Source organism: Aquibacillus halophilus (assembly GCF_009649745.1).
Classification (GTDB): domain Bacteria; phylum Bacillota; class Bacilli; order Bacillales; family Amphibacillaceae; genus Aquibacillus; species Aquibacillus halophilus.
Genome location: NZ_WJNG01000001.1, coordinates 260296 through 275497, shown reverse-complemented (window position 1 = coordinate 275497; position 15202 = coordinate 260296). Strand labels below are relative to the sequence as shown.

Genomic DNA, 15202 nt, shown 5'->3' with positions numbered 1-15202 from the left:
TTGCCTGTTAATATACCTATTAGTAATCCGTACACCACCTCTATTATGGATATAAATTTCCTGAATAAAAGCAAGCAAGATCTCTTAAATCATCATATATACCCAATCCTTCACAATAAAGTGAAATCATTCATTGTCACTGCCAATCCTGAAATAGTAATGCGAGCCAGGGAAGATCAAGCATATAAAGAGGCGATAACGAGAGCTGACTATATTATTCCGGATGGAGCTGGAATTATTGTTGCTTCAAGACTGTTAAAAACCCCTATCATTGAAAGAGTCCCAGGATTTGATTTAATGAATGATTTAATTGCGTATGCGGAGATCCACTCCTTGAGCTGCTATATGCTAGGAGCAAAGGAAGAGGTTAATTCAAAAATGATTGGCAAGCTGAAGGAAAAACATCCAAATCTAACTATTGCAGGTAATCACCATGGATATTTCGATATGGATGATCGTTTCATTGTTAATAGTGTAAAAAATGCACAAGCCGACCTTGTATTTGTTGCGTTAGGATTTCCTAGACAAGAAAATTGGATTACTAAGCATTATCATGAATTTGATAAAGGCTTATTTATGGGAGTTGGAGGCTGTTTTGATGTACTTGCTGGTGAAGTCAAACGAGCACCTGATAGTTGGATTAAATTGAATTTAGAGTGGTTATATAGGTTGTTAAAGCAGCCTTTTAGATGGAAAAGAATACTAAAGGCAATTGAATTTATCATAAGGATTCAGTTGAAAAGATACTAATTCATATGAAAGCCTGCAAATCTACAGATACATAGATGAGCAGGCTTTTAATTTTGATTTACTGCAGTGTTGTCTAATTCTAAAGACTCCCCTGATGTTTGACCCGAAATTTCGAGATTATCTTTAAGTTTTCGTTTGACCAGTGTCAGACTCTTTTCATCAATCTGATAGTACCAGAGGTTATCAATATAGGTGCCGATACCGTCTAACTGAATAGTTTCAAGACTTAAATCTCTACTAGTTACGTAAGAAGCAAAGCTTTTCATTTGAGAGAATGTCATGTTTGTCTTCATATTAGCCCCGACCGCTTCTAATACATCATCATATTTGAGGATGGAATTTATGGATGTAGCACGATCCATAATCGACTTAATGATTTCTTGGTGTCGACCTCCTCGTTCAATATCACCATCTAATTTTCTTGTTCTGGCAAATGCTAATGCCTCTTCACCATCTAATAGTTGTTCACCCGGCATAAGATGAATGGCACCCTGTTTATCATTAGAGTTTTGTTCGGATAGCTCATAGGGAACGTTAAGAGTTATGCCATTTAACGCTTCAACTACATCAATAAATGCATCAAAATTCAGTCGTACATAATAGTCAATAGGTATATCAATGAATTGCTCTAGGGTTTCGATAGTAGCTTGAGGTCCACCATAGGCGTGAGCATGATTGACTTTCGTATAGTAGCCAACCTCTGGAACAAATACATAAGAGTCTCTTGGGATACTTAACAGTTTAACGCTTTTTGCTTCGTTATTAAGAGTAGCTAGAATCAGTGCGTCTGATCTTGAAGTCTCAAAATCTCTTTTACTGCTATCATCTACACCTATAAATAAAACAGAGACATTGTCAATATCAGGATTAACTTGCTCATCCCGTAGCTGTGATTTCTCTCGCCCGTCATTTTCGTATGATTTAATAGCAACATTTTCTGCTATGTTATATAACATTGTTGCATAAACAATTCCGGTTACTAGCAATAGTAAGAAGGGAGTCCAAATTAGAATAATTTTCTTTCTTTTCTTAACTGTTAACTTTCCAGTTCGAGATTCATTTTGGTTTTTCATAAAGTAGCTATCTCCTCATGTAATTACATATAATTCCATTATAATTGTACTATGGAAGAATAAATTGGTAAATTTTCTTTTTATTGGTGGTAGGAAAAGTTGTTTATAACCATTGTAAATTTTATGATAATATGTATCATATTATTAACTTTATCATTGATTAATAGAAATTAGGTATTGATAATTGATCAGTTTGTTATTTTTTTGACTATTATATTTTACAAAACTAAAAGGAGCGGAATGCAGAAACTAAAACCAATGAAAGAGAGTAGCTAAAAGTACTCACAAATGTATTTAACAAAGGCTATAGTGGAGCGTCTTTAGAGGATGTCATGAATGAAAGATTGAACTACCCAAAATTATAATAAATAAATTAGTAATTAGTTACTAAAATAATGGGACAAGCAAAGTCGTTAAGTTATTTAACGCTTTTGCTTGTCCCATTTAGTTACGGACCTATCTCTATATATGAACTATATGTTTGTTTTGGTTGATCCTAAGTTAAATATCTTTTTAACTGGAATTGAGATTTCTAAGAGAAACGCAAAGTACCCTACAAGTACTATATTAGCAAGGTATTGCCAATAGTTATGGAATTCGTAGATTTGTTGAAAACTGTCTGTTTCCCAAAAAATAACAATAGAAAATATCGCTAAATATACGTATTTCATAAAACACCTCCAAAGGAGTATTGTAAGTTATTTTCAGAATAATTGCCATAGTTATTTTCATTATTACTGAATAGTTACGATTTTATACCTATAAAAAGCTAAGAACCACTAAAACCAGCCCTTACGCTTAAACCACACATACATGGCTGCAGAAATCACGACCATCAGGCCTAGCACAATAAAATAGCCATAACGCCATTCTAGCTCGGGCATAAACAGAAAATTCATGCCGTAAATACCAGCGATAAATGTTAAGGGTGCGAAAATCGAGGTGATGATAGTTAAGACTTTCATCACTTCATTTGTCTGATGCGAGTTTACTGATAAATAGTTGTCCCTGATATCATTGGTAATCTCGCGGTTAGATGATACCATTTCCGATAACTTCAACAAGTGGTCATAGATATCAGCAAAATATTCCTTCCGCTCATGTATCCCCTCTAACCGACTAGAATTCAGCATCCGGTAAAAAAGATCACGGACTGGGTTGATGGTGTGCCGTAGTCTTAATAGTTCATGCCTGATATCGAACAAGTCATCAAGCAAGACGTTCATTGGTTTATTATCAGGATTTTCTTCAACTGCATCTAATTCATCTTCTATTTCGTAAATGATTGGGAAGTAATGATCAACAATCTTATCTAAAACCTCATAAAAAATTCGATACTTATCCCAATTGTTTGTGTCAGGAAGCTTAAGGAATCTTTTTTGTACTTGATTGATTTCTTTAGACTCACTGTTATGGTAGGTTACAATGAAATCCTCACCAATAAAGAAGTCATGCTCTTGTTTGGATAGGTCCTTAGGATTAATCGCATGCATAACAAAAAAAGTGAAGTCGTCATAATAATCCAGCTTTGGTCGTTGTAAGCTTTGAATACAATCCTCAATCGCTAATGGATGAAAGTGTAGCTTTTCATCCATTTCCTTAATTTCCTCGCTCGTAGGCTGGCTAAAGTCAATCCAATACCAGCTATAATCAATCGTTTGTAAGTCATCTATATTATCAAACTCGATACATTTGTTTTCAGCTGTAACTGCAATTATCTTAATCATAGTTCTGCCCCTTTTACTTCATCATATAGTGCAGTTTATCTGAAACTAATGGAAAAGTTCAACCAAAATGGCTAAAAAATAAAAAAGACGACAATTAATTGTCGCCCACCTAAGCTAATCCTTTATCTCTATTTTCTAAGTATTTTTCGTAAGAGTGCATGTACTGATGATAAGTAAAATCAGCAGTATGAATATTCAACCCATATATAAAGGAATTATTGGCTTCCTTTTTCCAAACAATCTCTCCACATACCTGAGTTTTAGGAGAAAATAAATCTAAGTGCATTGCTAAGTATTCATGAATAGAAAATTCTAATTCAGATGTGAAGCTTAAACCCTCAAGGCCAAAATTATGAAGTTTTACTACCGTAGTATTATGTGACATCATACTTCCGGTTGTCGAAAAAATAGTGGCGTTTGCAGAAGGTGGTTGCTTTGCTTTTAACCTAGCTCGATCACGGCGTTCCATATACTAGCCCCCCCTAGTTATCCGATCAAAAAACTTTACAATACTATGTACAACTTACTCTAAAGGCAGGGAAATGTCAATGTATTCTGAAAACTATAACATATAATGATAAGATTAAAATAAATTACTTGAAAGGGAGTGAATTATTATGATTAGTTTCTTTTGGATAGCAGCCGGGTTAGCTGCATTTGGATATTTCATTGGAGAAGGTTTAAAAAACTTTGCACAACCTGAAACGTCTCTATGGAAAGATGATGAAGAACACCCTCAATTCATAAAACAGAAGGACCTGCATCGATATTTAGCTATTGATAAACAGGATGTCGAAGCTTTTCTACAGAAATACCCAGACTTGCCTTCTACAGAGTTGAATAGCAATACATACTTTCCTTATAAAAAATTGCTGGAATGGTTAGCTAAGAAAGAGGATTTCTAAAACTGCATTTTTAAGCTAGACCTGGCCCCACCCATCGGCGCTGCTGAGGCCAGGTCCATTAAGAAGGTGAGTTAGATTTGTGGCTCGAATGTTTGGCAATCTGTTTCTTCTTGGTTAGACGCTTCCTTGCCGCTGTGGCTGACCACGTAAATGGCATCCGCAGTGCACTTATTGCCTTTTGCCCAATAATGACAGTTTTTTACCTCGCATAATACATCTTGAGCCATGCTTCACACCCCCTATAGCTATAGAGTTCCGATTCTTCTCAAAAACATTCATCAATATGTAGCAAAAAGTTAACTACTGTTTGGAAATTAAATCCAATTTATCATGAAAACTTTATGAATCATTTAAAATTATATAGAAAGCTCAAACGATTCCTGCTACTGACTTCCTACAAGTTTCAACAAAGCGGGAAACTTAAAATCAGACAGAAGTATAACTTTAGATATATGTAAATTTCGAGAAGATTCTGTATCATATTTCATGCGGACGGATTTTCAAATTACATAAAGGCTATAAAAACCTGTTTCTATAGGTCTAGGTTCAGGAGTGAATTGATTACATTTTGGAATGGGGGATTTAACAGGATGGAAAAGGTAGAGGAATTATCGACAGAATCGCATGAAAAAGAGTGGCTTGCACTAATGGTGGAGGCAAGGGGGATCGGAATAACAAAAGATGAGGTAGAGCAGTACTTAAAAGATAATAATCCAATCAAATAGATTTCAATATAACCGGTAGTAGCAATACAACAAAACATAGCCCGAAGAAGCATCAAATCATCATGATTTGGTCTTTTTTTTGTCCTTTTTTATAGGGAAATTCGTTTTTGAGTATATACCTAGGTATATATATGTAAAAAATTGGAGTTTACTTAGTCAATTTTTGCTATAATGACTTTACTGAACAGGCTTGTTAAAGGGGTGTGTGTTTCTTGAGTGAACTTTTTTTAGAAGAGAACAAAAGGTCATCTAGAAAACCTGAGATACCAGCCAAGCTTTACGGGAGAGAAGATGAATCGGCGGTACTAGGTCGTGTTATTGAAAAGGCAACTATTGGCTCTAATGAGTTTATTTTTCTGCATGGTCCACCTGGTATTGGAAAAACTTCGTTAGTAAACCAAGTAATGAAGTTAAATAGATTTGGTAAAGGTTTTTATATAGCTGGAAAGTTCGATCAACTAAAACAACATACCCCATACGAGTCGTTTATTCATGCGTTTAAAGACTTAGTTCGTCAAATTCTCACCTTGCCTGATGAACAGGTCACTAATTGGAAACGGAAAATCATGGAAGCGGTAGGTAGGAATGGCGCGGTAATTACCGATATTATTCCCGAGTTAGAATTAATTATTGGAAAACAACCAGTAGTTGAGAAAGTTTCAGCAAATGATTCAGAAAATAGATTTGAATTTGCAGCTCGCAAATTTGCACAGGTATTTACAACCACAGACCAGTCGTTTGTATTATTTTTAGATGATATTCAATGGGCAGATGATGCTTCACTTCGTTTAGTTAATAATTTAATTACTGATCCAAGCAGTCAGGGCTTTGTTGTGATTGTGTCGTATCGAGATAATGAGTGGAACAAAAAAGATTTTCCGGATATTGATCCGTCTAACTATAAGAACGAAGGGGTAAATGTCACAGATATAGCACTAGACTATTTATCTACAAATGACGTCATCCATTTTGTATCTGACTCGCTACGTATTGAACCTAAGTCATCCCGCTCTTTAGCCCGACTCTTATTCACTAAGACAGCAGGAAATCCGTTTTATTTAAAGCAATTACTACAGTTAATTCACCATAAAGGTTGGCTTTATTATTCCGAGCAAGAACTAGCTTGGACTTGGGATGTACAAGTTATTGATCAAATCAACGGGCCAGACGATATAATTGACTATATGGTAGAAAAAATCACCCGTCTTCCAGTTATGGTAAGGGAAGTAGTACTGAGAGCATCCTGTCTAGGAAATACATTTAGTGAAACGGCTTTGTACAGGTTGTTTGATCTACCAGTTGAAGTTGTTACTGAGGCAGTTCAACACGCCGTAGAGGAGCGACTTTTCACTGCCTTTCAGGATAATAATAAAATTAACTATCAATTCTTTCATGATCGAATACAACAGGCTGCCTATCAGTTACTGGATATACAGGAGAAGCAGCAAATCCATTACGACTATGGCAATTTTTTAATTGGAGAATTGGATCACCCCCATCAAATTTCATTTGAAATAGTTAATCATTTAAATAGAGGGGGATTGTTAATTAAGGAAGCAAGTGAAAGAAACCAATTGCAGCTTTACAATTTACTAGTAGGCTTAAAGGCAAAACGTTCTGCTGCCTACCAGTTATCTAAGTTTTATTTGGATAAAGCTGTAGCTTTACAGGGGGAAAATGGATGGAACGAAGCGTTTGATTTTCATTACAATCTTTTTTTAGAGCTAGCGGAAACGGAATATCTTTGTGGGAACTATGCACGTTCAGAGCAACTTTATAAAGAACTATTGAAAAAAGCAAGGTGCACTACCGAAAAAACTAAAGTTTACAGTCAAATAATCATTCAGTACACAAACCAAGTTAACTACAGTGAAGCAATTACTCAAGGATTACACGCGTTAAGTGAAATTGGTATTTCGATTAGCTCTAGACCGAGCAAGTCAGTAGTTGCGAAAGAACTACTATTAACAAAGCTGCGTCTTCCGAATGATCCAGCATTGCTTAAGGAACTACCAGAGGTTTCTGATGAGAAAATCGAAGCAATGATGGAGCTAATGTCCACCATTCTTCCTGCTACCTTTTTTTACAACAAAGAGGTCTTTGCAATTCTTATCTGTAAATACATGCGATTAATGGTTAAGTATGGTCGGTCCCCAATGGCCCCGGCAGTTATAGCAATTTATGGCGTGTTACTCTGTACCGGTTTCAGTCAGTTCGAAAAAAGCTTTAAAATTGGCAAAGTTGCAGTAGATCTAGCGAATGATTCGAATCTTCCATCAGTAAAAGGTAAGGTATATGTCGTGTTTGGTGGGGTAATCGGACAGTGGATTGATAACCCCAAAAAATGGGATACTTATTTAGAAGAGGGATTGGAATTATGCTTAAGCACCGGTGATTTCGTCTACACCAACATGGCGATGGGTGCGCATATTAACTCAATTTACACGAGAGAAAGCTTAGATTATATTGCTGAAAAAAATAGACAATACCAAGAAGTTTTAGAGCAAACAAGAGATGACTTTATCACAAGAAATACAAGACTGTTTATGCAGTTTTCACGTTGTCTAGAAGGTCATACTGAAAATCGTCTATCGCTTAGTGATGCTGATTTCGATGAAACGACTTTTTTTGAAGATATTGCTCTAGATCAAATTAGTAACATCACTTATTTTCAATATTATACATACAAAACACAGCTCCATTATTTATATGGTGAAGACAAGATAGCGATGATCATGGCAGCAAGAACTAGACCTTTTATCCCATATGCCGACCACATGCCATATCTAGGGGAGTATTATTTTTATAGTGGACTAGCAATGCTAAGACTAGGCGATAAAATCCACCGAAAAGAAATCATTAATTCAATTAATGTTCTGTCAAAATGGTCCAAATCTAGTAAAGCAGGATTCTGGCATAAAGTCTTATTGCTTCAAGCCGAACGAGCTAGGTTAAATGGAAAAAAATATCAAGCAATGGATTTGTATGATCAAGCTATTTCGGAGGCTAAAAGCTCCGGATATGAGCGGAATGAAGCGCTAGCCAATGAACTTGCTGGGGTATTCTATCTGTCATTAGGAAAAGATAGAGTGGGAAAGGCATATTTAGAAGAAGCGGTTCAATTGTATCAAAATTGGGGAGCTAAACTGAAAGTAGATCAACTAAAAGTTGATTACCCATCTTTCTTCAAAAAACTTGAAGAATCAGTTACTAATTCAGTGATGATCTCATCAAATGATAAAATCAATTCTTTTAATTTCGATCTAGCAACAGTTATGAAGACAGTACAAACGGTGTCAGAAAAGATTGATTTGGAAGAAATATTATTAAAATTAATTACGTTAGTCGTGCAACGTTCTGGTGCTGGAAAAGGGATACTGGTTAGAAGTGTTGAGGGGCAGTTAGTCGTTAAGGCAGTCGTTGATGAAGAACGGAGCGAAATTCGTTCTGAGCCAATGGATGATAGTGCTGAACTATCGAAAGGTATAGCCAGATATGTGGCACGAACGCATACGAGTGTTAACTTACGGGATGCAAGTAAAGACTGTAGATTTATGACGGATTCCTATATTATCGATAACACAATTCATTCACTCTTATGCATTCCGTTATTTATACAAGGTAAATTCAGAGGGTTAATTTATCTCGAGAATAAACCTTTACCAAACGTATTTAAAGAAGAACATATACAGGTTATTCAGCTACTAGCGATTCAAGCCATATTTGTACTCAAGCTAATGGACACATTCACGATTACTACTGAGGATTCAATCAGCGATAGTCAACATGTGCTCCTAGATGAAATGACAGATAGAGAGCTAGAAATATTGAAGCACATTGCATCAGGAATGACCAATCAAGAAATAGCCCAAGAGCTGGGACTAAAGGTTGGTACAGTCAAAGTCCATAACCACAACATTTTCTCCAAGCTCGACGTCAAGCATCGGACAAAAGCAATTGTCAGGGCGAAGGAATTGAACTTGCTTGAAAGATAGTTAAACAAAAACAGTCAACCTAAGGATCTAGGTTGACTGTTTTGAGCTTATATTAGAATTTACCATATCCAGTAAAGTATTTACCCCAGTATGAGCTGTTTACTTTTGATACAGTTACCCCACTTGAACTAGCGTGAACAAATTCGCCATTGCCCACATAAATACCCATGTGACTAATTCCCGGCTTATATGTGTCACTAAAGAAAACTAAATCGCCAACCTCTGGGTTACTTACCTTTGTTGCTTGGTTATAATAATTCGCAGCTGACGTGCGAGAAATAGTTTCCCCTACTTTGTTATGGACATAGTAGATAAACCCACTACAATCAAATCCACCTGGAGCCGTTCCTGCCCACAAATATGGCGTTCCTACATGGCTTTTTGCTTCAGCAACAAGTTTTTCTGCATAAGAGGCCTCTTGTTTTACTGGAGCAGGAGCCGATTGGCTAGCTTCCTGCATTTGTAATACTTGTCCAGCATAAATCGTATTAGAAGAAAGGCTATTCCATGACTTCAAATTTGATACTGAAACGCTGTAACGCTTAGCAATGAAGAATAAAGAGTCTCCAGAGCTTACTTTGTAAGCTGTAATCTTTTGGACTGGTTGGCTAGTAGTTGAACCTGAGACTGCAAGTGTTTCACCAACATATAAAGTGTTAGTAGATTTGTTGTTCCATGATTTTAAGTTGGCTACAGACACACCATGTTTACTAGCAATAGCCCATAATGAATCACCATATTTAACTGTGTAGTAAGAACCAGTTGTAGCTGTTCTACTAGTTTCTAGTCGTTGATTAATATAGATATTATTCGTAGAAAGGTTGTTGATTGATTTCAAGTTAGCAACAGATGTATTGTGCTTTTGTGCAATCGACCAAAGTGAATCTCCTGATTGTACCGTATAAGATGCTGCCTCTGCTTTCGTCGAAAATCCAGTTGCAATAGCCAAAGTAGCAACCACCGTTAATAACGTCTTATTCGTTTTCTTCATGTTGTTTCACTCTCCTCGATGTATTAGTTTGGTCAATAAAATATAAATTATGCTGATGTTTTTTATTAGGCGCTTTCATGATTTATGAGACGAGTATAGCATGGATTTCGCGAAAAACATCGAATGTTATCGACTTGTAACCCTACTTAATATTGCTGACATAATAGAGGATAAATGTGGAAGAACTGGATTTGCTTGCGTTGGCGGGGCGCATATATGTTGGGTTGGAGCGCATTCCACGTAAGGTGAGCGCATATTTGCCAATTGCCATCCATATAAATAACAATGCGCCATTCTTGGAATACAATGAGCCACATCGTACAAGATATGCGCCAAATCCAACGTAGAATGCGCTCATCCCATATCCCTCAGCTCAAACTAACTCAATCGGCACGATAATAAACTCTACCCCGGTTAGTACCGGAAAAAGGTAGGCCAGACCGAGATAGTAGTTTATATGAAATATGTCGGTCTTTTAATAAAAGTAATTCCTTGCACTGTTGGTTTGTAATAGAGGGGTTTATTAACAAAAGATAGTCATCGATAGCTTGTAGATGTGCGGTTTTAGATACAGTATAACAACGTGGACAATGCCACTTGCGGTTTTCACGATTCATGCCAAGGAAAAGGCAATTAGGACATTGAACTCCTCTTTGAAAATCGGATCTTTTTAATCCAAAAGGTGTGTGGATATCCGGAACTTTAGGTGAATGGCTACGAACGAGCTGCCCACTAATTTCACTTAATTCCCTTAATGTTAAACATTCTTCATTGTAATTACTCTTCACTTCCAAAAATTCATTTTTAATATGCGGAAGGTGAAGAATGAACTGAAAAATGTGCTGGCTGTCAGGATGTGCTTCTACTATTGTTTTCGGATTAATTATACCAATGATGAAGTCAACAGGAAGTGAAGTAATGTTGCGCGTCATTAACCAATCAAGTAGTTGTTCCTGTTGCTCTTCCACTTGGATAATCGGATCATCAAAACTATCCTCTCTACCACCAATGGTTCGTATGAATTGTTTAGAGATGGTATCAAAATATAGGGTGCCAGAATAGTTCTTAACTTCAATAATAAGAGTGAAGTGAGGGGTTAATAAAAGGCAATCATTTTGAAAATGGTACATTCCATTTTTCAATCTGAGGTCATTAAAGATGTGGAGATGTTTCTGGGGTAGTCGATCAACATAGTAATTTAAACTTTCTTCTCCCATAAAGCCGGATTCCCATTTAGCGAGGTCATTTTTAATTAAAGTCCGCTTTGGATGGTCAGGTGGAAGAAGTCTTCGCAATACTGCTTGTTCTAATTCAATTATCATAGGTACTTTTCGATTCTTTATTATCATGGCTTCACTCCTTTTCAAATCAGGTCCTCCATTTCCTTTATTTTAGAAAATTTTAAGTAGCTATTAATAAAGTTAGAAGCTTATTTCTTCAACCAAAAAAATGGTGGTCAGATTACAATCTAATCTGACCACCATCAAAAATCTACTCAATCCTCTTATTCATAATGTTCAAAGAAAAAGCATAGCACATCGCTAATAATACCCAGAAAAGCGGTGCGACTGGGATGACACTAATATTGAATAGGGTTTTTATTAGATAACCAATAATTGTAGCCAGTAAACCATATAAAAATATTTGCTTATCCCCATTAACTTGCCTGGCAGCTATAAATCCCTGTTTTATAATAGTAAACAGAAAGGCTATATACAGAAGTAAAGCGGGTATCCCCATACTAAAAGCAATTTCAAGAAATTCGTTGTGAGAGTTATCTAGACCATGTTCTTTCCAGTACTCTGTATATGGAAAAACTATTGAAAAACTACTTGGTCCTGACCCCAGTAGATAATAATCCTTTACTAAAGGCACAGTCGTTGCCCATATTCCCCAACGACCTGCTCCAGCCATGTCCCCATCTTCTTCTAAAAAAACAGAGTTAACATCCTCACCAATACTGAACAATCGGTAAAATAAGAAATTATCCTCCGATATATTAACAAGGATAAGCAAGAGAACTAAACTAACAAGTAAAAGCACCCACCTTTTCCAAGCTTGTCTGTTTTTCCAAACGACAAAAATTGTAAGAACTATCATACCACCCAAAATAGCTAGCCATGCACCACGTGTAAACGTGTATAAAACTGCTATGTAGAGGGTGCTAATAATTACCCAATATACCGAAAATTCTTTTACGTTATCAGCCATAAGATAAAAAGTCATTGCACTAAGCATCATAATGACAAGATAAGTTCCAAAATGATTTGAGTTGTCAAAGAATGCCCAGCTTCTAACAAAAACTCTTTCTATGGGTTCAGCTACTAATCTATCAAGGTAAAAGTGTTGGATTATGCCATATATCGAGACAAAAAAAGAGGCAAAAACCATTAAACGAACGATCTTGATTACTTTATTAACAGGAATAAGTCTATAGCTAAAAAGAAAAAGAGATATGTAACCAAACCAAGCAATAAATCCATGAAGTTTATGCAGACTTCCCCAGAAAGAGACCATGATATCTTGAGCGAACAGAGTCGATAAACAGATCACGAAGAAAAAGATGATTAGTAGCTTTTCCGCCCGAGACTGAGGAAACTGAGGCAGCCGTCTTTGTTTAACCCATTGAAGTAGCAAAAAGGACCAAAGTACAATTGTAAATAAAGTTAAATAAACCAATTTGGTAAGTGTACTATAGTAGATATTCCACCATGGTAAAACTAAAAAAGGAAATGCGATGATAAAAATTAAGAGCAAATAATAATTAGGATAGATTTTTTTGCTTGTTAGTTTCACGTCTCTAACCTACTTCCACGATTGATATTACTAGTATTCTGGAAAGGAATTCCAGATTTTTTGTAAGACAACCTAAATTCCAACATTTAGGTAATTATATCTAATTTCGATATAAAGAACAAACAGAAGTTTCATAGATTACAGAAAAGTATAACAATATATAACATAATCTTATATATGACTGCTAAAAAGTATTAATAAATAGTCGAGAACGATAAGGTAGAATGAAGACAGTTTATTTCGCTTGTGTTGTAATAAAACAATTTTAAAAATTATTAAGTTAATCTATTGGAGTTATACTTTTTAAAAGCCGAAATGAAAAAAAGTACCAGCTGAACTCAAATGGTTCAGCTGGTATTTCTATGGATTACTTTTAATAAAACCTCTTAAATCCTTCAAAGTGCTTTTTCCAATAAGAATCATCTAAACTAGTAATCTGTACGCCACTAGATGCTGCGTGGATAAAGTTGTTGTTCCCTATGAAAATACCTAAGTGAGAGATGCCTTTACGATAGGTATTCTCAAAAAACACCAGGTCACCAATTTGAGGGTTATTAACATAGAATGAACGGTTATAGTATCCATCACTCGAATATCTTCCAATCGATTTGCCTGCTTTGTTATATGCATAGTGAATAAATCCACTACAATCAAACCCAGTGTTCAGACTTGATCCGCCAAAAAGATAAGCTGTCCCGAGTAACTGGTTCGCCTCATCTATAAGCTTAGTAATATCATAGTCTACCTGTTCGGTAGGTGGCTCTACTTTAGTCGGTGTTTTAGGTTGCTCAATTTTCTCAACTGGTGTCTTTTCGAGTTGCAATACTTGTCCAATCTGGATGACATCGGTTGTGAGCTTGTTCCATTTTTTTAGATTAGCAATGGTAACATTTAAATTATTGCTAATCTTCCATAGAGAATCCCCAGACTTAACCTTGTATGTAGTTGTGCTTGTTGTTGGTTTTGGAGTATTTGTCTCTGGTTTAGAATCAGAATTTTTAACAGGTGGAGCCTGTTTGTTTGATTCACTAGTTGTAGTTGAGCTTCCTGGTTTCGTAACGGTAAATACATCACCAGGATAAATTAATGTGGATGAAAGTTTGTTCCACTCAATTAAGTTCGATATTGAAGTTTTATGGGCAGCTGCAATTTTACTTAGTGAATCTCCTGATTTTACAGTATAAGTAGCAGTAGCTTTTGGAATCTGCTCGGGTTTAACTGTCGGTTTAGATGGCGCCGGTTCTAAAACAATCTTTAGCATTTGGTTGGGAAAAATTGTTGCACTAGAAAGACTATTAATAGTCCGTAAATTATCTACACTAGTTTGATGTTTTTGTGCAATCAGCCATAACGAGTCCCCTTTTTGTACTTTGTAGGTGGCAGCCTCAGCAACAGAAACACCAAGTGATGAGGCTATAACAGCCCCGGCGGTAATCGACAACAACTTTTTTTTCACTCGATCAGTCCCCTTTTCTAAATGGTCAGTCTAATTATCCTGATTATAGCACACTAATTTGTGGAAAAATCATACATTTTGTCTTGCAAGGCCGAAAACAGCAAACTGTTTTAATGCGACACAAACTAGGGAAAGGTATAATTAGACAATGCAGGATTTTTAATTTTCAAGTGAAGGAGGAATTTAATAAATGGACACTACCGGTTCAACACAAGTACGCCAACCCGATTATGATATAGATGCTATCTATTTAGAACGCTGGTCGCCGAGGTCCTTTTTGGAAAAAGAAGTACCCGAGGACCTATTAATGAGTCTGTTTGAAGCGGCTCGTTGGGCACCATCATCAATGAATAACCAGCCATGGAGATTTATTATTGCCCGTTCGAAAGATGAACGTGAAAAATTTCATTCTTTTATTATGAAAGGGAACAGAAAATGGTGTGAAAAGGCACCTGTGTTAGCATTGATTATTTCTGAAAAGAAAGGCCCACATGCATTCGACACTGGAGCTGCTTGGGGATTCCTATCTTTACAAGCAATCCGAAATGGTTTGATCACCCACCCAATGGGAGGATTCGATAAAGATCAAGCAAGAGAAGTGTTGAATATACCGGAAGAGTTTGCCATTCATGCAGTCGTCGCAATTGGTTATCAAGGTGATAAAGAGGCACTGCCTGAAGATATCCAGGAAAAAGAAAAGATCTCAGATCGGAGACCAGTGGAAGAATCCATTTATGAGGGAACCTTTAAATAGATAGTAGAAAAAAGCAGATCGCTAAGCGGT

At 36.2% G+C, this 15202-nt stretch carries 14 protein-coding genes; 5 read left to right on the top strand and 9 right to left on the bottom strand.

The features are described from left to right. Entirely contained in the window at positions 1 to 750 is a 750-nt protein-coding gene (locus tag GH741_RS01205; RefSeq protein ID WP_240795363.1) for a WecB/TagA/CpsF family glycosyltransferase, read from the top strand. Between the two features lie 47 nt (positions 751 to 797). Here GH741_RS01205 and GH741_RS01200 read toward each other — a convergent pair whose 3' ends face one another. The 4 genes from GH741_RS01200 to GH741_RS01185 form a co-directional block, all read right to left on the bottom strand. Next, on the bottom strand, positions 798 to 1823 hold the full coding sequence (locus GH741_RS01200) for an LCP family protein (protein WP_153734947.1): 1026 nt from the start codon (positions 1821 to 1823) through the stop codon (positions 798 to 800). A 473-nt stretch (positions 1824 to 2296) separates the two neighbouring features. Next, positions 2297 to 2494, bottom strand: coding sequence for a hypothetical protein (locus tag GH741_RS01195; protein ID WP_153734946.1), 198 nt, complete (start codon positions 2492 to 2494; stop codon positions 2297 to 2299). A 108-nt stretch (positions 2495 to 2602) separates the two neighbouring features. Further along, on the bottom strand, positions 2603 to 3550 hold the full coding sequence (corA, locus tag GH741_RS01190) for a magnesium/cobalt transporter CorA (RefSeq protein WP_153734945.1): 948 nt from the start codon (positions 3548 to 3550) through the stop codon (positions 2603 to 2605). Positions 3551 to 3659: 109 nt separating this feature from the next. Then, positions 3660 to 4019: a hypothetical protein gene (locus GH741_RS01185; RefSeq protein ID WP_153734944.1), complete on the bottom strand. Its 360-nt coding sequence runs from the start codon at positions 4017 to 4019 to the stop codon at positions 3660 to 3662. A gap of 148 nt (positions 4020 to 4167) precedes the next feature. Between GH741_RS01185 and GH741_RS01180 the strand changes: the two genes are divergently transcribed. Then, positions 4168 to 4455, top strand: coding sequence for a DNA-binding protein (locus tag GH741_RS01180; protein ID WP_153734943.1), 288 nt, complete (start codon positions 4168 to 4170; stop codon positions 4453 to 4455). Positions 4456 to 4526: 71 nt separating this feature from the next. On the opposite strand, the gene GH741_RS01175 is transcribed toward GH741_RS01180, so the two are convergent. Further along, entirely contained in the window at positions 4527 to 4682 is a 156-nt protein-coding gene (locus GH741_RS01175) for a DUF1540 domain-containing protein (protein WP_153734942.1), read from the bottom strand. Between the two features lie 363 nt (positions 4683 to 5045). On the opposite strand from GH741_RS01175, the gene GH741_RS01170 reads away from it, so the two are divergent. Continuing rightward, positions 5046 to 5180 (top strand): anti-repressor SinI family protein, encoded by a 135-nt coding sequence (locus GH741_RS01170; protein WP_153734941.1) that lies wholly within the window; start codon positions 5046 to 5048, stop codon positions 5178 to 5180. Positions 5181 to 5392: 212 nt separating this feature from the next. Continuing rightward, on the top strand, positions 5393 to 9175 hold the full coding sequence (locus GH741_RS01165) for a helix-turn-helix transcriptional regulator (protein ID WP_153734940.1): 3783 nt from the start codon (positions 5393 to 5395) through the stop codon (positions 9173 to 9175). Positions 9176 to 9227: 52 nt separating this feature from the next. Here GH741_RS01165 and GH741_RS01160 read toward each other — a convergent pair whose 3' ends face one another. The 4 genes from GH741_RS01160 to GH741_RS01145 form a co-directional block, all read right to left on the bottom strand. Beyond that, complete coding sequence (locus GH741_RS01160; protein ID WP_153734939.1) at positions 9228 to 10166, bottom strand: LysM peptidoglycan-binding domain-containing protein; 939 nt, start codon at positions 10164 to 10166, stop codon at positions 9228 to 9230. A gap of 383 nt (positions 10167 to 10549) precedes the next feature. Further along, positions 10550 to 11515 carry a nuclease-related domain-containing protein gene (locus GH741_RS01155; protein WP_153734938.1) on the bottom strand — a complete coding sequence of 322 codons (966 nt, stop codon included), beginning with the start codon at positions 11513 to 11515 and terminating at the stop codon, positions 10550 to 10552. A gap of 142 nt (positions 11516 to 11657) precedes the next feature. Further along, positions 11658 to 12962 carry an O-antigen ligase family protein gene (locus GH741_RS22245; protein ID WP_153734937.1) on the bottom strand — a complete coding sequence of 435 codons (1305 nt, stop codon included), beginning with the start codon at positions 12960 to 12962 and terminating at the stop codon, positions 11658 to 11660. 373 nt (positions 12963 to 13335) lie between these two features. Next, a complete protein-coding gene (locus GH741_RS01145) occupies positions 13336 to 14418 on the bottom strand; it encodes a C40 family peptidase (RefSeq protein ID WP_338079184.1) in 1083 nt (360 codons plus the stop codon). 190 nt (positions 14419 to 14608) lie between these two features. Here GH741_RS01145 and GH741_RS01140 point away from each other — a divergent pair, with 190 nt between their 5' ends. After that, a complete protein-coding gene (locus tag GH741_RS01140; RefSeq protein WP_153734936.1) occupies positions 14609 to 15172 on the top strand; it encodes a nitroreductase family protein in 564 nt (187 codons plus the stop codon). Positions 15173 to 15202: the final 30 nt, after the last annotated feature.